General features: G+C 71.7%; 19 protein-coding genes. 7 read left to right on the top strand and 12 right to left on the bottom strand.

Annotated features, from left to right (window positions below; all coding sequences use genetic code 11):
- Positions 1 to 15 precede the first annotated feature (15 nt).
- Positions 16 to 345, top strand: coding sequence for a plasmid stabilization protein (locus ABGB12_RS30625; RefSeq protein WP_347683234.1), 330 nt, complete (start codon positions 16 to 18; stop codon positions 343 to 345).
- Between the two features lie 69 nt (positions 346 to 414).
- On the opposite strand, the gene ABGB12_RS30620 is transcribed toward ABGB12_RS30625, so the two are convergent.
- The 5 genes from ABGB12_RS30620 to ABGB12_RS30600 form a co-directional block, all read right to left on the bottom strand.
- Positions 415 to 3,813: an SbcC/MukB-like Walker B domain-containing protein gene (locus ABGB12_RS30620; RefSeq protein WP_347683232.1), complete on the bottom strand. Its 3,399-nt coding sequence runs from the start codon at positions 3,811 to 3,813 to the stop codon at positions 415 to 417.
- Positions 3,810 to 5,021, bottom strand: coding sequence for a TIGR02678 family protein (locus tag ABGB12_RS30615; protein WP_347683230.1), 1,212 nt, complete (start codon positions 5,019 to 5,021; stop codon positions 3,810 to 3,812). The genes ABGB12_RS30620 and ABGB12_RS30615 overlap by 4 nt, the downstream gene beginning before the upstream one ends.
- The gene (locus ABGB12_RS30610; protein WP_347683228.1) at positions 5,018 to 6,550 is read right to left on the bottom strand and encodes a TIGR02677 family protein; all 1,533 of its coding nucleotides are present in this window, start codon (positions 6,548 to 6,550) and stop codon (positions 5,018 to 5,020) included. Before ABGB12_RS30610 ends, ABGB12_RS30615 begins: the two co-directional genes overlap by 4 nt.
- 33 nt (positions 6,551 to 6,583) lie before the next feature.
- Complete coding sequence (locus tag ABGB12_RS30605; RefSeq protein WP_347683226.1) at positions 6,584 to 7,591, bottom strand: ADP-ribosylglycohydrolase family protein; 1,008 nt, start codon at positions 7,589 to 7,591, stop codon at positions 6,584 to 6,586.
- Positions 7,592 to 7,726: 135 nt separating this feature from the next.
- Positions 7,727 to 8,779: an NAD(P)/FAD-dependent oxidoreductase gene (locus tag ABGB12_RS30600; protein WP_347683224.1), complete on the bottom strand. Its 1,053-nt coding sequence runs from the start codon at positions 8,777 to 8,779 to the stop codon at positions 7,727 to 7,729.
- A gap of 83 nt (positions 8,780 to 8,862) precedes the next feature.
- Here ABGB12_RS30600 and ABGB12_RS30595 point away from each other — a divergent pair, with 83 nt between their 5' ends.
- The 4 genes from ABGB12_RS30595 (at position 8,863) to ABGB12_RS30580 (ending at position 12,177) form a co-directional block, all read left to right on the top strand.
- Positions 8,863 to 9,453, top strand: a complete 591-nt coding sequence (locus ABGB12_RS30595) for an XRE family transcriptional regulator (RefSeq protein ID WP_347683222.1) — start codon at positions 8,863 to 8,865, stop codon at positions 9,451 to 9,453.
- A gap of 130 nt (positions 9,454 to 9,583) precedes the next feature.
- The gene (locus ABGB12_RS30590; RefSeq protein ID WP_347683220.1) at positions 9,584 to 10,378 is read left to right on the top strand and encodes an enoyl-CoA hydratase-related protein; all 795 of its coding nucleotides are present in this window, start codon (positions 9,584 to 9,586) and stop codon (positions 10,376 to 10,378) included.
- A gap of 126 nt (positions 10,379 to 10,504) precedes the next feature.
- A complete protein-coding gene (locus ABGB12_RS30585; RefSeq protein ID WP_347683218.1) occupies positions 10,505 to 11,002 on the top strand; it encodes a SigE family RNA polymerase sigma factor in 498 nt (165 codons plus the stop codon).
- The gene (locus ABGB12_RS30580; RefSeq protein WP_347683216.1) at positions 10,999 to 12,177 is read left to right on the top strand and encodes a hypothetical protein; all 1,179 of its coding nucleotides are present in this window, start codon (positions 10,999 to 11,001) and stop codon (positions 12,175 to 12,177) included. Before ABGB12_RS30585 ends, ABGB12_RS30580 begins: the two co-directional genes overlap by 4 nt.
- 15 nt (positions 12,178 to 12,192) lie before the next feature.
- On the opposite strand, the gene ABGB12_RS30575 is transcribed toward ABGB12_RS30580, so the two are convergent.
- Both ABGB12_RS30575 and ABGB12_RS30570 read right to left on the bottom strand, forming a co-directional pair.
- The gene (locus ABGB12_RS30575; protein ID WP_347683214.1) at positions 12,193 to 13,569 is read right to left on the bottom strand and encodes an FAD-dependent monooxygenase; all 1,377 of its coding nucleotides are present in this window, start codon (positions 13,567 to 13,569) and stop codon (positions 12,193 to 12,195) included.
- 153 nt (positions 13,570 to 13,722) lie between these two features.
- Entirely contained in the window at positions 13,723 to 14,142 is a 420-nt protein-coding gene (locus tag ABGB12_RS30570; protein WP_347683212.1) for an organic hydroperoxide resistance protein, read from the bottom strand.
- 67 nt (positions 14,143 to 14,209) lie between these two features.
- Between ABGB12_RS30570 and ABGB12_RS30565 the strand changes: the two genes are divergently transcribed.
- Positions 14,210 to 14,755, top strand: coding sequence for a TetR/AcrR family transcriptional regulator (locus ABGB12_RS30565; protein ID WP_347683210.1), 546 nt, complete (start codon positions 14,210 to 14,212; stop codon positions 14,753 to 14,755).
- A gap of 16 nt (positions 14,756 to 14,771) precedes the next feature.
- Here the strand turns inward: ABGB12_RS30565 and ABGB12_RS30560 are convergent, their stop codons facing one another.
- The 3 genes from ABGB12_RS30560 to ABGB12_RS30550 are packed head-to-tail and all read right to left on the bottom strand — an operon-like array spanning position 14,772 to position 16,343.
- Entirely contained in the window at positions 14,772 to 15,209 is a 438-nt protein-coding gene (locus ABGB12_RS30560; protein WP_347683208.1) for a hypothetical protein, read from the bottom strand.
- Positions 15,209 to 15,580, bottom strand: a complete 372-nt coding sequence (locus ABGB12_RS30555) for a roadblock/LC7 domain-containing protein (RefSeq protein WP_347683206.1) — start codon at positions 15,578 to 15,580, stop codon at positions 15,209 to 15,211. The genes ABGB12_RS30560 and ABGB12_RS30555 overlap by 1 nt, the downstream gene beginning before the upstream one ends.
- Positions 15,581 to 15,632: 52 nt before the next feature.
- Positions 15,633 to 16,343, bottom strand: a complete 711-nt coding sequence (locus tag ABGB12_RS30550; protein ID WP_347683204.1) for a hypothetical protein — start codon at positions 16,341 to 16,343, stop codon at positions 15,633 to 15,635.
- Between the two features lie 436 nt (positions 16,344 to 16,779).
- Here ABGB12_RS30550 and ABGB12_RS30545 point away from each other — a divergent pair, with 436 nt between their 5' ends.
- Positions 16,780 to 17,493, top strand: a complete 714-nt coding sequence (locus ABGB12_RS30545; RefSeq protein ID WP_347683202.1) for a hypothetical protein — start codon at positions 16,780 to 16,782, stop codon at positions 17,491 to 17,493.
- A 60-nt stretch (positions 17,494 to 17,553) separates the two neighbouring features.
- Here the strand turns inward: ABGB12_RS30545 and ABGB12_RS30540 are convergent, their stop codons facing one another.
- Both ABGB12_RS30540 and ABGB12_RS30535 read right to left on the bottom strand, forming a co-directional pair.
- Positions 17,554 to 18,093: a flavoprotein gene (locus tag ABGB12_RS30540; protein WP_347683200.1), complete on the bottom strand. Its 540-nt coding sequence runs from the start codon at positions 18,091 to 18,093 to the stop codon at positions 17,554 to 17,556.
- A gap of 105 nt (positions 18,094 to 18,198) precedes the next feature.
- A complete protein-coding gene (locus ABGB12_RS30535; RefSeq protein WP_347683198.1) occupies positions 18,199 to 18,867 on the bottom strand; it encodes a hypothetical protein in 669 nt (222 codons plus the stop codon).
- Positions 18,868 to 18,940 lie beyond the last annotated feature (73 nt).

The following is an 18,940-nucleotide window of genomic DNA, read 5'->3' as shown; positions in this document are numbered from 1 at the left end:
GAAGGAGAAGAAGAGATGCCTGAGGCATGGAACGCCAAGCGGGAACGCCAGTACGAGCACATCAAGCAGTCCCAGGAGGAGCAGGGCACCGGTGAGAAGCGCGCCAAGGAGATCGCGGCGCGCACCGTGAACAAGAACCGCGCGCAGTCCGGGGAGGCACGCCAGTCGAGCAGGACCTCCAGGGAGGACATGTCGCCCCAGCGCCGGGGCGGCCTGCGCTCCGGCAAGCCCGGCCCGCGCGGACGCACCAAGGAGCAGCTCTACGAGGAGGCCAAGCGCCGGGACATCCCCGGACGCTCCAACATGACGAAGTCGGAGCTTGAGAAGGCGCTCAAGTCGGACTGAGCCGAATGCTCCGCCCGTCGGCCGGACGGACTCCGTCCGGCCGACGGGCGACGTCACCGGGCGGTGGGCTCACCGCGTCCGTTCGCCGTCCCAGACGAACCGGGTGGTCGTGACGGCGTCGTCGCCGTCGCCCGTCTGCAGGACGTGGACGGCGATGCCGTCGAGCTCCCGGTACTCGCACCACTCGTGGTCCGAGGTCAGCACCAGGTCCAGGCCGAGGTCCACCAGCAGCTGGAAGACCTGTCCCCGGTTGGCGCGGTCGACGCCGACGAAGACCTCGTCGAGCAGGATGAACCGCGGGCAGCCCGGGTCGGCCTGGTAGTGGGCCGCCACCGCCGCGAACAGCGGCAGGTGCAGGGCGATGGCCTTCTCCCCGCCCGACAGCGCGCCGTGCAGCTTGCGGGTGAGCTCGTGCCAGCCCCTGCCGTCGCCCCGGTCCAGCCGGACGACGAACTGGTGCCAGGCGGTGTAGTCCAGCACCCTGAGCAGCTGCTCCTCCCAGGTGGCCGCGGTGTCGTCGGCCCTGGCCTCGTCGAGCAGGCCGCGGAAGAACCGGTGCAGCGCGGCCCGGTCGGCCTCGCCCAGCTCCCCGGGATCGCGGAGCAGCAGTCCGCGCGCCTCCCTGGTGTCGGCGGGCTTGCGGGGGTCGACCTGCCAGACCAGCTCGACCGCGACCCTGGAGGCGGTGCGCACCCTGCGCAGCCGCTCGTTCATGCCCGCCACCAGCTCGGTGGCCTGGCGGATCCGTTCGGCCAGGTGCCGGCGGGTGTCCCCGGCCAGGGTCCGGTCGAACAGCTCGTGCTCGGAGTCGGTGATGTCGGAGCTGCGCTCGTCGCGTTCGGCGCGCAGCGCCTGCTCGAAGGCGGCGATGCCGAGCCTGATGCCGCCGACGGCGGCGGTGAGGATCCGCACGTCCTCGTCGGGGGTCAGCTCCAGGTCGGCACGGGTCTGCAGCACGTCCCTCGCGTGGTGGTAGGCCTCCTGGAGGGCGGTCTCGGCCTCGCGGACGTGCTTGGGCCCGTGCGGAACCTTCGGCAGCCGTTCGGTCACCGCCCGCGCCGCCGCCGTGACCGCGCCGAGCTCCGCTCCCGGCGGGGCCAGGTCGAGGCGGGCGTCGGTGAGCAGATGGCCGCGGGTCAGGCGGTGGAAGCGGGCGGCGGCCCGGTCGCGGGCCCTGGCCGTCTCCGCGCGGCGGACCTCCAGCGCGGCGGTCTCGTTGGCCAGTACCCCGATGGCGACCTTGAGCCCGGTCCGGCGTTCGGCCAGCTCCCCGAGCCTGGCGCGGCCCGCTCGGCGCTCCTCCAGTGCCGCCTGGATGCTCTGGAGGATCTCGCGGTCGGAGGAGCCCAGCGCGGAGTCGACCGCCGCGTGGCGCTCCTCCAGCGCCTCGGCCCCGGCCGCCGCCTCCGCCGCCTCGGCCGCGGCTCGCCGGGCCAGGTCCCGGTAGGCGCCGGCGGTCTCCTGCGCGACGTCCCTGAGTTCGGCGGCGGTGCGAGCGCGCTCCCTGGCGTCGAGCCAGGCGTTCAGCGCCTCGTCGGCCTTGTTGCGGGCCGCGTCCAGCAGATCGAGCTCGAACCGGGAGGTGGGCAGGCCGAGCTTCGCCCCCGTGTAGCCGAGCCTGCGGGACGCCGCCGCGACCTCCTTCTCCCGGGTCTTGACGTGCTCCTGCCGGATGCCCGCGGTGTCCTCGCGGTCGGCCGCGGTGTGCTCGGCCAGGTCGAGTTCCCGGACCGCCTCCTCGAACGGACCCCTGTCGGGCCGGGCGTCGAGTTCGCCGCCGAGCGCCTTGCGCTCGTCCGCCAGGGAGAAGGGGCCCGTCCCGTGTTCTCGGGTTCCAGGGGTCGCCCCCAGCCCGGCGACGAGCGCCTCCAGCCTCCCGGCGGCCAGGCGGTCGATCGCGTCGTCACGCGCGGTGCCGATCATCGTCTCCACCGCCGCCGCGTCCTCGGCCGCCGAGGCGAGGGCGGAGCCGTCGAGCTCCAGCAGGACGCACTTCTCCGCCCAGGCGGTGTAGGCGGCGGCCAGCTCGTCGCCCAGCTCGTCGCGCACCGTCCGGGCGTGGTCTGCGGCCTCCCTGGCGGAGGCCAGGCGTTCCAGCGCCTCGTCGCGGTCGCGCTCGGCCTCGGTGCGCAGCCGCACGGCATGCGCGTGCGCCCTGACCTGGGTGCCCGCTTCGCGGATCCGCGCGGCACGGGCGCCGATCGCGGCGCGCAGGAGCGTACGGGCCTGTGCGAGACCGGGTGTCCCCCGGAGCTCCTCGTAGACGGTCTCCAGACCGGACTGCTGGGCGATGCGCGCGGCGTCGTCCTCCGCGCGGGCGAGGAGTCCTTCGGCCTCGGACAGCTCCTGGCGGGCCTTCTCCGCGGCTTGCTCTTTCTCCTCGGCGGCGCAGGCCGCTTCATCGGCCCTCCTCCGCCGCTCCCCGGCCAGCCGGAGGGCTTCAGCCGCCTCGGCCTGGAGCCGGGACAGGTCGTTTCCGGCCCTGTAGGCATTACTTTCCTTGAGGCCTTCGACCCTGGCCTCGAGCCGTTTGACGAGGTTGTCGGTCTCGGTGTGCTCGGCGGCCACCTCCTCCTGCTCCTCTTCGGCGGCTCGCAGGGCCTCGCGCTTGGCCTTCAGTTCGCCTTCGGCCTTCTGCGTGGTCTCGACCGCGCCGAGCACGGCGTGCGCGGCGGCGCACAGGACCCTCCGGGCATAGGTCTTCTGCTCGGAGGCGAGTCTCGCGGCCTCCTCGACGTGCTCGTCCAGGGCGCGCAGCTCGGTGCGCTGGCGGTCGAGCCGTTCGAAGCCCTCGGCGATCTCGTGGATCTCCCCCTCTCCGAGCGGCGGCAGCGCGCTGGACAGCAGGTCCGACAGCAGTCCCGGGTCGAGCCTTTCGGACAGTTTCGGTGTCCGGAGCTGGCGCAGCGCGGCCAGGAGGGAGTCGTAGCGCGCTTCGCCGAGCCCCCTGTAGAGGGTCCGGCGGACCCGCGCCCGGTACTCGTCGGCCGAGTCGTGGACGGTTCCGTGCCCTCCGAGCGCGGTTTCGAGCTGGGCGCGGGTGAGCGGCTGGCCGGTCTCGGTGGTCAGCGACAGCCCGTCGCCGATCCGCAGCCCGGTCGTGAAGTAGGACGGTGTGACGGTCGTGGTGTGCGCGGTGGCCTGGAGCCGGACCCCGCAGGTGAACCGGCTCCCGTCCGGATGCTCGAACTCCACCCACACGTAGCCCGCGCGGGTCGTGCCGGTCGCGCCGTCGCCCATGAGGTTCCAGTGCATGGTGCGTTCGGTGCCGCCGAACGTCGACAGGCGGCTCGCCTTGAGGCTCCCGTCCAGCACGAACGGCAGCAACAGCTCCAGCACCTTGGACTTGCCGCTGCCGTTGGGGCCGCGCAGCAGCAGCCGCCCCTTGTGGAACTCGAAGATCTCGTCGTAGTAGCGCCAGACGTTGAGGATCCCGGCGCGCGTCGGCATCCAGCGGGGTTGGGTCATGTGGTTTCCAGAGCGACGCGGTAGCGGGCGGCTGCGGGCAGGGGGAGGGTCATGCCCTCGGTGCGGTGAACCAGGCCGAAGAGGGCCAGGACGTCGAGGGCGTCGTCCAGGAGGCGGGCCGGGCCGCCCTCGGACCGGTAGGCCCTGGCCCATCCGGGGAACCTCTCCAGGATCCCGTCGAGCTCCTGTTTGAGCCTGATCGTCGACAGGGGGCCGTGCTCGGCCAGGAGGTCCAGGAGCAGGAGGGCGGCGACCTGGGCGGGGCTGCCGTCGTCGGGGAACCTCGTCTCGGTGGCCAGGCCCTCGGCGTCGACCAGCAGCAGGCCCTCGGCGCGCTCCTCCAGGACGAAGCCGGCCCGTTCGGCGGCCTCCCGCACGGTCCTGCGTCCGGCGGGCGAGGCCAGGAAGGCCGCCTGGTCCGGGGTGAGTTCCTTGCGGTAGACGACGGGGTCGTCCAGCAGCCGGCGGAGAAGGGAGTGGCGGGCCCAGAGGTTGCGCTGGTTGCTCGTGGGGGCCGCGGGACCGGCCGTGCCTCCCTTCGGGGAGGCGCCGTAGCGGCTCTCCACGGCCAGTCCCGCGGGGTCGGGCCAGCCGTCGCCGTCCTCGGTCCGGGACGGGGGGACGGGTGTCGCCAGGAGACGCATGATCCTGGTGGTGTCCACCCGGTAGAGGACCTTGGCGTCGGCGTCCTTGAGGTAGGCGTCCGTCATGCCGTCGGTCGCGGCGAGCACGCCGTAGTGCTCCAGCAGTTTCAGAGCGTCCACGAACGCGGACCTCTCGTCGGCGCGTACGGGATCGAACTCCGGGACGTCCGGCTCGGCCGCGGCCGCCTGGACGACGCTCCGGGCGATCATCCCGATGGTCGTGACGGGGGTGGCGAGCAGTTCCGCGCAGGCCAGGCAGAACAGCGTGTAGCGGCGGCGGTCGAACGGGGCGCGGCCGCCCCGCCGCCGTCTGGCGGGACGCGACGGGCCCGCGTCGCCCCGGACCTTGACGAGGCGCGCGTAGCCGTGGCGGGGCTCCACGACGAGCCGCCAGCCGCAGTAGTAGTCGAACCACGCGGTGAGCGGCTGCCGGCGTTTGCGGATCAGGTCGAATCCCGCGGGGTCGAGGTGCACGGAGATCAGCGGGTCGCGCAGCAGCAGCCTGATCGCCCGTGCGATCTCCTCGCGTTCCCGGCGGGCGAGCTGGTTGCCGGACCGGCTCACGCGCCCGCCGCCGCTCTGCCCGCGACGCGCACGTCGATGACGTAGTCCGGGCCCAGGAGCCGCCCTTCCGACGTGCGCAGCTCGGCCGTCGCCCCGTCCGCCGGAGGACGGAGGAGGATCTCGGCTCTCCCGTCGGAGGTGACGGCGCGTCGCGTCCCCTCGGCGTCCGCCCGTTCCGCGAGGGCGCGTCCCAGGAGTTCCAGGAGGCGCCCGAAGGTGCCGTGGTCGAGGTCTCCGAAGGACGACAGGCGGACGGGGCCCGGGGTGGCGAGCATCGCCCATGCCGCTTCGAGTTCGGCGCGTTCCCGTTCGGCGCGGGCTCTGCGTTCCGCCCGTACGGCGGTGACGTCGCGGACGCGTCCGGGCCTTCCCATGCGTTCGGTCTTGCCCTTCTCCCGCAGCAGAGCCGACACCCGGACGGGCGCCGCCCCGCTCCAGGGGATCCCGGCGGGGATGACTTCGGCGTCCTCGTGTCCCAGGTGGGCGTGCAGTGAGGAGCCGAGTCCGAACGCCACGGACCACAGCCGGTGGGCTTCCGGTTCGGACGGGGCGGTGGCGAAGCGGCGTGCCAGCGTCCGGAAGTCTCCCGCCACACTCGAGGAGCGCCGCCGTGAATCGGTGATGCGGTCGAGTACCTGGAGCAGCGACACGATCGCGTGGCGGGCCACATCGTGCAGCCGTGTCACGCGCGGTGCGCCGCCGTCTTCGGGAGCGAACCAGTCGCGCAGCGCCTCCCAGCGGGCGGCGCGCGCGCTGAGCCAGGCCGCCGACGGGTCGGTTCCGTGTGCGGGCGGAAGGTCGGCTCCCGAAAGGGCCCTTCTGTGCAGGGTGTTGACGCCGTGTGCGTTCACGGTCTCCAACGCTTGTGCGACGGCGTCCGCGCGCGCTTCCAGGTCGGTGACGAACTCCTGGAGGTAACTGACGGTCGCGCGTTTCACCTCGTGGAAGGTCGCGAGGTCGGTTCCTTCGATGCGCATCAGCCGTTGCAGTTCTCCGTTGAAGCCCTTGGTGTTGGCCCGCAACGTCTCCAGGTGTCCTTCGAGTTCCTGCAACGCGGAGAAGATACGCCGGTCCTTGCTCCTGTCGGCGTCGCCCAGCAGTGTTCCGAGTTCGTTCAGCCGGTCGGCGATCGCATCCAGGACCGCCGTCTGCAACGCTCCAGTCGAGCTCAGCACCGACAGCGCGTGCCGCACTCCCGCGAACGCGGCCTCGCCTCGCCTGGTCAACGAGTACTGCAGGTTCTTGCGCTCGTACTCCTCGGCTGTCGCGAAGTGGCCGGAGTGGTTGAACACCACGTCCAGCAGACCCCACTGCACCAGGTTGTCGAGCGCGCCGCTCAGCTCGCCGACCTCCAGCGCGAGGTACCATCCGGCCGCGCGCAGCCGTTCCAGCACCTGCTCGACGGTCAGCGCGGCCACCAGCAGTTCGCCGGCCTCACCGAAGGCCCACAACACCGCGGTGTGCAGTTCGGCCTTCTCCGTGGTGGTGAACCGGAACATCTCACCCGGCACCCGAGGCACCCCTGCCACCGCGTACCCCCTCCCAGACCGCCAGCCCGAATGCTACGCCAACCAAAAGGCACCAAATAAGACGTTCCAGGCCGCGCCGAGCGCCAGCAGGCGGTCCCGGTACTCCACGGCTTCCGTCCACTCCCGGGGCCAGGCGTCCGCGCCGTGGTGCGCGCCGACGAAGGCGCCCGCCAGCGCGGCGATGGAATCGGAGTCCCCCGAGGAGCACGCCGCCCGCCGCACCACCGCCGTCGGATCATCGGGCAGCATCAGGAAGCAGTACAGGCCGGTGGCGAAAGCCTCCTCGGCGATCCAACCCTCGCCCGTCGCCAGGCACGGATCGGCCTCGACATCGGGGTTCGCCAGCGCGGCCTCCAGGCGGTCCAGCGCCTCCAGGCACTCATCCCAGCCCCGGGCGATGAAGGCCTCCCGGTCGTGGTCGTGCGCGTGCTCCGCCAGGTCTCCGAGCCAGTCCTCCCGGTAGATCAGGCGGTTCTCATGCGCGTACGCGCGGAGCAGTCCGGGCAGCCCGGCCGGATCGGCGCCCCGCGCCAGCAGCCGGACGGTGTAAGCCGTCAGGTCGCTGGCGGCCAGCGCGGTGGGATGCCCGTGGGTGAGGGCGGACTGCAGTTGCGCGGCGCCCGCACAACGCTCGAGGTCCAGCCCCGGGATCAGGCCCAGCGGCGCGACCCGCATGTTCGCCCCGCACCCCTTGGAACCTACCTGGCTCGCCGCCCGCCAGTCGCCTCCGCGGCTCAGCTCCTCGCAGGCCCGCAGGCAGGTCATCCCCGGCGCCCGGTTGTTCTCCGGCGACCGCCACCACTGGACGAACCGTTCGCGCACCGGCGGCTCCATGCGGTCCGCCGTCAGCGGCCCCCGGGCCAGCGCCTCGACGAGCCCCTCCCCCAGCGCCAGCGTCATCTGCGTGTCGTCGGTGACGTAAGCGCGTCCCGAGGCCAGAGGCAGGGGCATCTCCCGCCAGGGACCGACCTTGGCGACGATCCGCGCCAAATCGTCGAACTCCGTGGGGAAGCCCATCGCGTCCCCGATCGCCAGCCCCATCAAGGCTCCGGTCGCCGCCCGCTTCACTCCGTCCCCTTTCCGCCTCCGGCAGACTATCCGGCGCCTTCGGACATGTCCCCCCTTCCGCGGCCCCTCCTGACCTGGACCGGCGGCTTCTCGGTGAACTCCTCCCGGTCACAGGCCGTGGCGGCGGGCATCCAGGACGCGTTCACAGACCTCCCGTTCCAGCTGGGCCGAGAACGGCTCGCCGCGGGCGGCGACGGCACGGCTGGTCTCTTCCGCGATGAGGTCCGCGTTGACGGCCGCGCCGGCGCGGACGCCGCCCGCCGCGGCGGCGATGACCTGGGCGCTCAGGTCGGTGACGTTCCCGGCGACCCAGACACCCGGGACGGACGTCGCTCCCGAGGCGTCGGACGGGACGCGGCTTCCGACCGCGTGGCCGAACATCTCCTGTTCCTCGGACTCCAGGCCGAGAGAGGTGAGGAGGCCGGAGCGGGCGGCGAGGTAGGGCGCGACGACCAGGGCCCGGCAGGACACGAAGCGGTCGCCTTTCAGACGGACGCCGGCGAGCCTGCCCTTCCCGATGTCCAGCCCCGTCACCTCGCCGGTCACCAGCCTGATCTCGCGGGCCGCGAGCCGTTCGTACTCGTCGTCGCCGAACTCGGGGGCGGTGTGCTGGAAGAGGGTCACCTTCGGGGTCCACTGCCGCCACAGCAGAGCCTGGTGGACGGCCATCGGGCCGGTGGCCAGGACGCCGACGGCCTGGTCGCGCACCTCCCAGCCGTGGCAGTACGGGCAGTGCAGGACCTCGCGGCCCCAGCGCTCCCGCACCCCGGGCACCGGGGGCAGTTCGTCGACGAGGCCGGTGGTCACCAGCAGCCTGCGGGCCAGGACGGCGGAACCGTCCGCGAGGACGACGCGGAACCCGCCGTCACCCGGGCGCTCTACCGCCACGGCCTCACCGGTCATGATCTCGCCGCCGTAGGCGGCCACCTCCGCGCGGCCGATCCCCAGCAGTTCCGAGGGCGGCGTGCCCTCCCGGGTCAGGTAGGTGTGCATGTGCTCCGCCGGGGCGTTGCGCGGCCTCCCGGCGTCGATCACGAGGACGGAACGGCGGGCGCGGCCCAGGGTCAGCGCTCCGCTCAGGCCCGCGGCGCCCCCGCCGACGACCACTACGTCGTACCGCTTCGCTCCCCCGTGGGGGACGTGCTCGGTCTGTTCGCTCATCTCACTTCCTTCCATGGAGTGAGATGCTGCGTCGGACTCCTTTGATTTGACAAAGTTTATTGCCGTATCGGCAAAATACACTCATGCCTGAAGACGACTTGGACGGGGTGCTCGACGCCGTGGGCCCCCGGTTGCGCGAGATCCGGAAACGGCACGGCCTCACCCTGGCCCAGGTCGGCGAGAGCACCGGAATCTCCCTCAGCACCCTCTCCCGGCTGGAGTCCGGGCAGCGCAGACCGACCCTGGAGCTCCTCCTCCCCCTGGCCAAGGCCTACGACGTCCCCCTGGACGACCTCGTCGGCGCCCCTCCCACCGGGGACCCCCGCGTCCGGTTCCGCCCCTTCACCCGCTACGGCATGACCTACATCCCGCTGACCCGCCACCTCGGCGGCCTCCAGGCCTACAAGCAGATCCTCCCCGGCAGGACCACCGACACCCCGCCCGAGCAGCGCTCCCACGAGGGGTACGAGTGGCTCTACATCCTCTCCGGCCGTCTTCGCCTCAGGCTGGGCGAGCACGACCTCGTCCTCACTCCGGGCGAGGCCGCCGAGTTCGACACCCGCACCCCGCACGGCTGGGCCGCCGCCGACCGCGAACCCGTCGAGTTCCTCAGCATCTTCGGCAGCCAGGGCGAACGCATGCACGTCCGGGCCAAGCCGCGGTCCCGTCCCTGAACGTGCCGCCGGAACGGCTACCGGACACCGCGCTCAGGATGCGGGAACGCCGTCGGCTACGGTTGGCTGCGCGTCGGAGTGGCCGCCACCACACCGAACTCGTGTCGAGGAAGTCCGTAGGGAGACAGCGTTGGGCAGCAAAGTTCGTTACGAGGCGGTGGACGGCACCGCCCGGATCACTCTCAGCTCGCCCGGAGACGGCAACGCCATCAACCCGGAGCTGGCGTCGGACCTCCTCGCCGCGGTGCGCAAGGCCAAGGCCGACGACGTCCGGGTGGTCGTGCTGTCCGCGGAGGGCAAGGCCTTCTGCGTCGGAGGCGACATCCGCTCCTTCAGCTCCGCGGATGATGTCGAGGTCTTCCTGGACGACCTGGCCGAGACCCTGCACCACGCCGTCAGCGAGCTGCAGCGGATGGACGCGATCGTCGTCTCGGCGGTCGCCGGGGTGGCGGCGGGAGCCGGAGTCCCGCTCGCGGCGGCGGCCGACCTCGTGCTGGCCGCGCAGTCGGCGAAGTTCACCCTCGCCTACACCGGCATCGGCTTCTCCCCCGACGGCGGCACCTCGCTGCTGACCGCCTCGCTCGGCCTGCACCGGGCCCTGCACATGGCGCTGCTCAACCCCAGGCTCTCGGCGGAGCAGGCACGGGAGGCCGGGCTGGTCGCCGAGGTCCACCCCGACGAGGAACTGCCCGCCGCCGTCGAGCGGGTGGTCTCCACCCTGCTGGCGGGTTCGCGTACCGCGCAGGTGGCGACCAAGCGGCTGCTGCGCGAGCAGGCCACGCCGCTCGCCGAAGGCGCGCTGCGCAAGGAGACCCTGTCGATCCGCAGTTGTGCCGCCTCCCCCGACGGGCGGGAGGGCGTCGCCGCCTTCCTCGACAAGCGTGCCCCGCAGTTCCCCAGCGGACGGTCCCGGTCCGCCGAGTGACCGTCTCCCGGGCCGGTACGGGCCGGTCGCCACGATCCGTGGCGACCGGCCTTTTCTCTTCCCATGCAACCCGGACGGAGGCCGACGGCATCAAGGGGGTGTGACCCCCCAACAGAAAGGGCAGGTGTGAGTTCCGACGACGAATACACCGCCTACGTCTCGTCACGTCTGGCCTGGCTGACCCGTGTGGCGTTCCTGCTGTGCCAGGACCGCGCCCGCGCCGACGACCTCGTCCAGACAGCGATCACCCGCCTGTACACGCGGTGGCCGCAGGTCTCCCAGGTCGAGAACCTCGACGGGTACGCCCGGACCGTCCTCGTGCATGTGTTCCTCGGCGAGCAGCGCACCTCCTGGTGGCGTCGGGTCACGGTCACCCGCGACCTGCCCGAGACACCCGGAACCGCCGCCGACCTCGAGCAGGCCGAGGACCTGCGCACCGCGCTCGCGTCCCTGCCTCCGCGGCAGCGCGCCGCCGTGGTGCTGCGCTTCTACTGCGACCTGTCCGTGGACGACACCGCGGCCGTGCTCGGCTGCACGGCGGGCACCGTCAAGAGCCAGACCTCGCGCGCCCTCGCCTCCCTCCGCCGCCTCCTGGAACCCCGCCTCGAAGGGAAGACCTCATGACCGACCAGCACCTGACCGAAATGGAGGGCGAGCTGCGGACGGCGCTGCGGCTGCTCGCGGACGACGAGAACACCGCCCCCGGCGCCGACATCGCCCGGGCCCGTCTCCAAGGGCGGCGCGCCATCCGCAACCGACGCCTCACGAGGATCGTCGCGCCCGTCGCCGTCGCCGCGGTGGCAGCCGCCGCGGTGGGGCTGTCCCTGCCCCGCGAGGCGGACCGGGTGGCTCCGGCGCAGACGGGCGACGACGCGCAGAGCCGGTGGAGTATTCCGGTGTCGTTCGGCCGGCTCCCCTCCAGGTACGTGGGAGCGCTGACGAAGGCTGAGGAAGGCTCGTACACCATGGTGGCCGAATCCTCCGATCCGCAGAAGCCACTGATCACCCTGACGGTCTTCCACGAGAACGGAGAAGGACGCCCCTGGCAGTGGAGCGCCGAGAAGGACGTCGAGACCTGGGCCGCGGACCCGGTGCACGGCAGGGCCGCGCACTGGGTGACTGCGGGCCAGGATCGGTCGATCTTCGACCTGCGCTTCCAGTACGCCGAGAATCTGTGGGCCCAACTCGAGACGTTCCAGTTCAAGGCGACCAGGGAGGAGACCCTCGCAGTCCTGCGCGAGGTCGCCGACAGCCTGGACTTCACCGAACGGGCGGTGGCCCTGCCATTCCGGATCACGGGTCTCCCCCCGGACCTCTGGACGTTGACCACGAGGATCATCGAGCCGCATGATCCTGCCCGCCGGAAGGTCGAGGTCTCCTTCCGGCACGGCCTCCGCCTCGAGATCACTCCGGCGGGGTCCGACCGCCGGCACCGGCCGAACACGACCGCGGACGGACGTCCCGCCTACCATTTCGCGGGCACCGAGACCCGTCTCCCGGCCCTGTCCGGCCGGAGGGGGGAAGCGCCCCAGCACTTGGAGGAGATCGACGGGCGCCAGGAGAGGCTGGTCGGTTCGGAAGTGCTCTGCGTCTACGGGGTCCGGCGGTTCGACGTGTGCCTTTCCACCAAGGCGCAGGTGCCCATCGACCCCACCGTCTCCATCGACGTGGTGACGCCCGGGGCCGACTGGGCGTCGGAGCTCCTCAAACCGTCCGGCGGCCTGCTCGGCCTGTTCCGGCGGATGACGCTGATCGACGGGCCGGCGTCCGAATGGAGCACCACTCCCCTGCCCGGCTGACCCGGCCGGGTCGGCTCATTCGTCGCGGACCGCCGCCGTGCCGACGAGGACCCGGGCCTCCCGGACGGCGGCGGGGCGGGGGCGCAGCACCCTGGTCAGAATTCTGGGCGAGAAGAGGCTCTGCGGCGGGGCGACCAGGTTCGTGACCTGGAGGAAGGCGTTGCCGACCACCGGGTCGGCCTCGGCCGCGACGTGCAGCCGGGCGATGTAGGCGTTGAGCAGCTTCACCCGCAGGGTGCGGCGTCCCTCGATGTGCGGGAAACGCAGGTCGGCGCCCACCGCCATGTCCCACGGCACGTCGACGACCTTGGCCGCCAGGGGGAAGAACCTGCGGGCCACGCCCTCGACGCCGCCGCGCAGCGCTTCACGCAGTGCGACCGCCTCGCAAGCGGCGACCGTCATGCCCTGCCCGTAGGACGGGTTGAACTGGCACAGCGCGTCACCGAGCACCACATAGCCCTCGGGGAAGCGCCGGAGCCGTTCGTAACGCCGCCGGATGCTGGTCGGAATGCGCATCAGCCTGGGGGCCCCGATCGGCTCCAGGCTCTGCATGAGCCGGTGGATGTCCGGGATCGGCAGCCCTTCGGCGAACCGCTCGTACTCGTCGGGGTCGGCGGAGGGGATGTCGTCGCCCATGCCCAGCACGGTGATCAGCCAGCGGTTCCCCTCGGCCCTGATCGCGAATCCGCCCCGGGGCGCGGCGGTGCTGTGCGCGATGAGGATCGCGGCGGCCTCGGAGTCACCGGGACGTCCCCGGTATTCCCGCGACACGTAGACCAGCCCGGAGTCCACCCGTTCCTCTTCCGGGACCCCGTACCCCAGTTCCCGCAGCCACACGACGCCCCGGTCACCACGCCCCGCCGCGTTCACGACGAGCCCGGCCGCGAGTTCCTCGGGTTCGCCGCCTCCCACGGGCAGCACCTTCACCCCGCTCACCCCGCCGTCGCCCGGCAGCAGGCCCACGGCCTCGCACCGCGAGCGGATCTCGACGTTCGGCAGCGCCGCCACCCGCGACCGCACGTGCTGCTCCAGCAGCGGCCGGCTCACCACCAGTCCCCGCAGCTCCGAGGGCGCCGGGTGCAGCCGCCGCGCGTCGTTGTGCCAGACGCAGTCGTTCTGCGTGTCGCATTCGACGGCCCCGAGCGCGACGAGTTCCGCCGTCAACCCCGGGAACAGCTCGTTGAGGATCACGCGTCCCCTGTCCAGCATCCCGTGCGGGTGGTGCCCCTGCGGCGCCCTCCGCCGCGGCGCCGCCTCATCGACCAGTTCGTCCCGGTCCACCACGGTCACCCGCGCGAACTCCTCGCTGAGCACCCGCGCCGCCAGCAGCCCGGCGATGCTCCCTCCGATGACGACGGCGTGCCCCCGCCTGCCCTGTCCGCTCTCCGGCATGACGACCCTTCCAGTAGGCGCTGCTCGTACCGGCCCGGCCGGCCGACCCCCTGATCGGCCGTCTCTCCGGACCGGTATGAGCATGGATCCGCCTACTTGGCGGCGGCTTGGAAGCGACTTGCCCCGCTGGTCAACCGTCGCGCCGCCGGGCGGTCACTCGCGGACGAGGGAGACGGGGATGTTGCCCCGGGTGGCGTTGGAGTAGGGGCAGACCTGGTGGGTGGCCTCCAGGAGGCGCTCGCCGTCCTCGGCGGAGATGGTGTCGGGGAGTTCGGCGCGCAGGACGACTTCCAGGGCGAAACCGCCGGAGCCGTTGGGTTTGAGGCCGACCTCGGCAGTGACGGCGGCGTCGGAGACGTCGAGCTTCATGCCTCCGGCGACCAGCTTCATGGCGCTGGCGAAGCAGGCGGCGTAGCCGGCCGCGAAGAGCTGCTCGGGGTTGGTGCCGAGGCCGTCGCCGCCGAGCTCCTTGGGCAGGGCCACGGCGACGTCCAGCTTGCCGTCGTTGCTGGCGGCGCGTCCGTCGCGGCCGGAGGCGGTGGCTATGGCGGTGTACAGGGGGCTCATGCTCATCTCCTAGACAGACCTGTCTGTATTGGGCTTGCCCAACGTAGACAGGTCTGTCTGGTAAAGTCAAGCCATGAAAGACGCCCGGCGGAGGATCCTCGACACCGCGACGCGCCTCTTCTACACGGAGGGCGTGCACACCGTGGGCATCGACCGGATCATCGCGGAGGCAGGGGTGGCGAAGGCCACCTTCTACCACCACTTCAAGGCCAAGGACCTCCTGGTCTGCGCCTACCTCACCGAGCAGTACGACCTGCAGCGCATCGCGCTGCCCGCCCTTCCCGGCGAAGGGCGGGCCAAACTGGAGACGGTCTTCGCCAGGCTCGCCGAGCTCGGGACGGGGCCGGGGTTCCGCGGCTGCCCGTTCCTCAACGCCGCCGCCGAGTTCGCCGACCCCGCCCACCCCGTCCGCGCGATCGTCGACGACTACCGCGTCTGGTTCACCGGGTTCATGAGCGGGCTCCTCACCGAGGCCGGCCACCCCTCCCCCGAGCCCACGGCCCACCAGCTGCTGCTCTTGCGGGACGGAGTGGCCGTCAGCGGTGCTCTCGACACCCCCGAGCAGGTGCGCGCGAGCGCCCTGGCCTCCCTGCGGAGCCTCCTGGACGCACCCGCTTAGGGCTCACACGCTCGCATCAGGCCGCCGTGTACTGGGAGATCACGCGGCGGCTCTGGGCGAAGAGCATGCCGACGTTGACGGACTTGCGGCACACCACGACGGCGACCACGTCCTGCTGGGTGATCATGCGGAGGAACAGGTGCGTCACGTGCTGGCTGTTGACGAGGACCTCCTGGAAGTAGTGCTGGTCGGACGAGACCCCGCGGCGCTCCTTGAAGACGTCCTCGATCATCAGGACGGTGCGGCCCTGGAAGAGGTCGAGGGTGGCGCCGGCCAGCAGGTCCAGCACCTCGGTCGGGTGGTTGTCGACGGTCTCGTAGGCGAGCAGCATCCCGGTGGCCATGTCCACGACCCCGGCGGCGACGCAGTCGGGCGCCTCGGACCGGAGTGCCTTGACCATGCTCTGGATCTGGTCCGAGAAGTTGCCCGTCATCTGCTTCTGCGGCGTTCCCATCATTCTCCTTCGGTGAGGATCGAGCCGATACGTTCGAGCGCGGGGCGTGACTGGCCGTGCAGGCTGCCGACGTCGAGGCCCTCGTCGCCCAGGACCACCATCAGCGCCATGTCGCCGACGGCGTAGACGGCGGTGCAGCCCTTGCGGCCCTGGATCATGGTCTGGAGGAGGGCGCCGCGGTCGGTGACCTCCACCGTGCGGCGGGCGATGCTCAGGCCGGCGGCGGCGACGGCCGCGAGGTGGTCGGCCGCCACGCTCTCCTCGGTGTCCGAGGCGACGAGCAGTCCGTCGATCGTCGCCACCAGGGAACCGGTGACCCCGACCACCCGCTTGCGCAGGCCCAGCATCTCCGCGGTCAGTGCGTTGTTCATATCTGTTCCTCCCGAGAGTGCGCTTTCGGTTCGTCTTCGGAGGTTCTCAACGTCACTTGGCCAGATCGCGGAACCGGGCGAAGTCCGCCCAGTCTCTGGCGCGTTTCTCTGGCCTTGAGGGATCGATGCCGTTACGTCCCGGTTTCCTTCGGGGAAGTTCCTGCGGAGAGCCGAGGACCGTGCCCTCCGGCACCGGCGCCCTGGGCAGGAGTGGCATCGGCGTCTCCCCCTCCGCCCCGAGCTTCGGCTCCTCGAACGCGACCCGTTCCAGCAGCCCGTCCCCCAGCATCCGGGAGACTTCTACCGCGACCGAATAAACCCCATGGGCCGTGGCATAAGCGATGTCCCGGCATGTTCTGCGCCCATCAGCCAGAAGAAGGATCTCCTTTCTGATCGGCGGCCTTCCTCTTTCTTCCAGGTCGATCCCGGCAGCCGCGACCACCCTGTCGTCGTGCGGCAGGACCGCGTGCGGCAGCGCCTTCAACGCCTCCACCCGCCGCAGCGCCTCCCGCACCAGCCTTTCGGGCTCCTCGCCGCGCCCCGCCGCCTCCGGTTCGCCCCCGGTGCGCAGCACGCAGTCCTCCACCGTCCCCGCGATGATCGCGAAGGCGGCGTCATAGGCCGAGACCATCCGGACGACCTCGAGTTCGGCGGCTCCCACCTTCCTGCCCTCCTCCCCCGCGCACTCCCCCGGCGAGGCGATCCGCCCGGTGCGCATCAGCAGGGCCTCCGGCCCGGGGGCGCCCGGCGTCTGTACCGCCACCACGAACCCCCGCCTGTAGTGGAAGACCCCTCCGGGCCTTCCCTGGACAAACAATGTCCCTGTTATCCGGGTCTGCCCGCATTTGACGAGCGCGCCGGGCAACAACCGGTACCCGGCCTGGTCGGAGAACCACTCGGCAGTGGACAGCGCTTCCCCCGATTCACGACTTGAAGGACGGAGGTTGCATTTCTACCAGCCATCGCAAGACAGTTCACAAGAAATACCGAAAATCAATAAGAGAGGAAAATTCACTACCCGAAACCGAATTCCTACCGGTAGGTATCTGACCTCTAACGCAGCCTCAGTGCGGTCCCGGTCATCACGTCCCCGACGACCCCCGTCCCCGTGGCGGCCTCCTCCTCCGGAGCGTTCCCTGTGCGCGATCCCACCTGGCGCTCCGTTGCGCGCGTCCGGTGGAGATCATTAGCCTCCTCCAGTGAGAACCCCCCTCTTTTTCGTCGCGACGGCGGTGGCCGCCTCGCTCCTCATGACCTCCGCATGCCTGGGTACGGACGACCCCTCGGCGTCTCCCGGCAGCAAGGCCCCCTCCCGGTCGGACGCCGCGGAGCCCGAGAAGCTCACCGGCAAGGAGCTGAACCGGCTGCTGCTTCCCGCGAAGAGCGTTCCGAAAGGGCTGAAGCTGGACCCGGACAGCGTCCGGAACACCGGGGACACCGGGGAGGCCGCTCTGGAGAAGATCCCGGCCTCGAAACTCTGCGACAGGCTGGGCAGCACCAGTTGGAGTTCGGTCGCCGGAGTCAGACCGGCGGCTTTCGCGCAGAACTATTACATCGACGCGAAGCAGCACAACCTGTTCGGGCAGGAGATCGAGACCTACGAGGGTTCCGGCGCCCAGACGACCATGGCCGGGATCTCCGCCGCCCTCGCCAAATGCGCCTCCTTCACGTCCCATGAGGACGGGGTGACCGCGAAGGTCACGGTCACCAAGGGCAAGACGAAGAGCGGCGGCCTCAAGGCCACCATCAGCTCCCCCGTCTGGGAGGGCGGAGCGACTCTCGTCGCCCTCAGGGTGGACGACGCCGTCGTGACGGTCATCTACGACACCGACCGCGCCGACCGCGGCGTCCGGGCCGTCGCCCTCGCGGAGAAGCTCGCGAAGAGGGTCCAGCAGGCCCGGCAGCGCTCCTGAGACGGCCTCCTCCCGGCTCGGCCGCGGCACCGAGGCCGTGTCGCGGCCGGCGGTCCGGTTTCACCGGTCGGCGTGCCGGTCCCGCAGGAGGTCCAGCGCCCGGTGCCAGGGGAAGGCCGACGGTGCGGGCCGGGGGTCCGGATGGAGCAGGGACACGCCCGCGCCTCGGAGGAGGCTCAGGTTCGCGGACAGGGCCGGGTGGGCGGAGAGCGCGTCGCTGAGGCAGGGGACGGCGGCGACCGGGATGCCGAGGCCGAGGGCCTCGTTGGCCAGGCCCAGGGCCAGGGTGTCGCTGATGCCGGCCGCCCATTTGTTGAGGGTGTTGAAGGTGGCGGGGGCCACCAGTACGGCGCCGGGCGGCGGCAACACGTCGGGATCGATGGGCCGTTTGTAGGCGGATCGAACCGGATGCCCGGTGAGCGCCCCCAGGTCGGTGAGGTCGTCGGCCAGCCAGCGCGCGGCGGTGGGAGTGGCGATGAGGCACAGGTCGTACCCGCGCTCGTGGGCCTCGCCCACAAGGTCGCGGACGTGCAGGGCGGGCGGCGCCGCGCAGACGATCGCGTACAGGACGGTCTGCGCCGTTCTCGACGGAGAGCTCACCACTGTCTCCAGACACCCGGCCTCTCGCGGCTGGGATGTCACCGTTGCGGACGCCGCAGGCGTTCGTGCCTGCGCGCGAGCCCGGCGGCGTCCGCTGAGCCGGTGTCAGCCGCCGAGGTCGGAGACGGCCGTGTCCAGGGCGCGGGCCACCTGCTGGAGCGCGGTGCGGGACCGGTCGCCCGCGGGGAGGGTGCGCAGGACCTCCTCCCGTTCGGCCACGACCAGGCCTCCCGAGGACTCGGCGGAGGAGACGACCTCGATCCTGCCGCCGACCGCCACCAGGGCGGCGCCGGGGTCGTCGGTGTTCAGCAGCTGCTCGACGTGTTCGGCGGTGACCGTGCCCGGGGACGCCGGGGCGGACGGGGTCTCGACGACCGGTGTCCTCATCGCCGCGCGGCGCTCGGCCACGGCGGCCTGACGGGCCTTGCGGCCCATGCGGAGCCAGGCGACGATCCAGGCGGCCTCCAGGGCACCGTCCAGCAGGTACGTCCAGCGGATCCGGCCCCTGGGCGCGTAGATCAGGTCGATGGCCAGCAGGGTCGCGGCCGTGCCCAGGCCCGTCCGGCGGGCGTGGGCGTGGCCGCCGGGCTCGCCCACGGTGAGCACCTGCGAGCAGCCGGCCGCGACCAGCAGGGCGCCGGTGGTCTGCTGCAGCCATTCCTCCTGTTTGGGGCCGAAGAATCCCTCGAAGCTCCGCCGGTGCACCAGCGGCCACGCGCCGCCGACGATGTTGAAGAGCCCGTGGGCGCGGGCCAGCCCCTCAGGGGTGCTCAACTTCGCGGATCGACTCCGAGAGCGAAACGGCATGGTCTTTCCCTTTCCCCCGACTACACGGAACGGCGGTGTC

This window comes from Actinocorallia sp. B10E7 (assembly GCF_039871655.1).
GTDB lineage: Bacteria > Actinomycetota > Actinomycetes > Streptosporangiales > Streptosporangiaceae > Actinocorallia.
The sequence above is the reverse complement of the archived record's forward strand: the minus strand, read 5'-3'. Positions and strand labels throughout refer to the sequence as shown.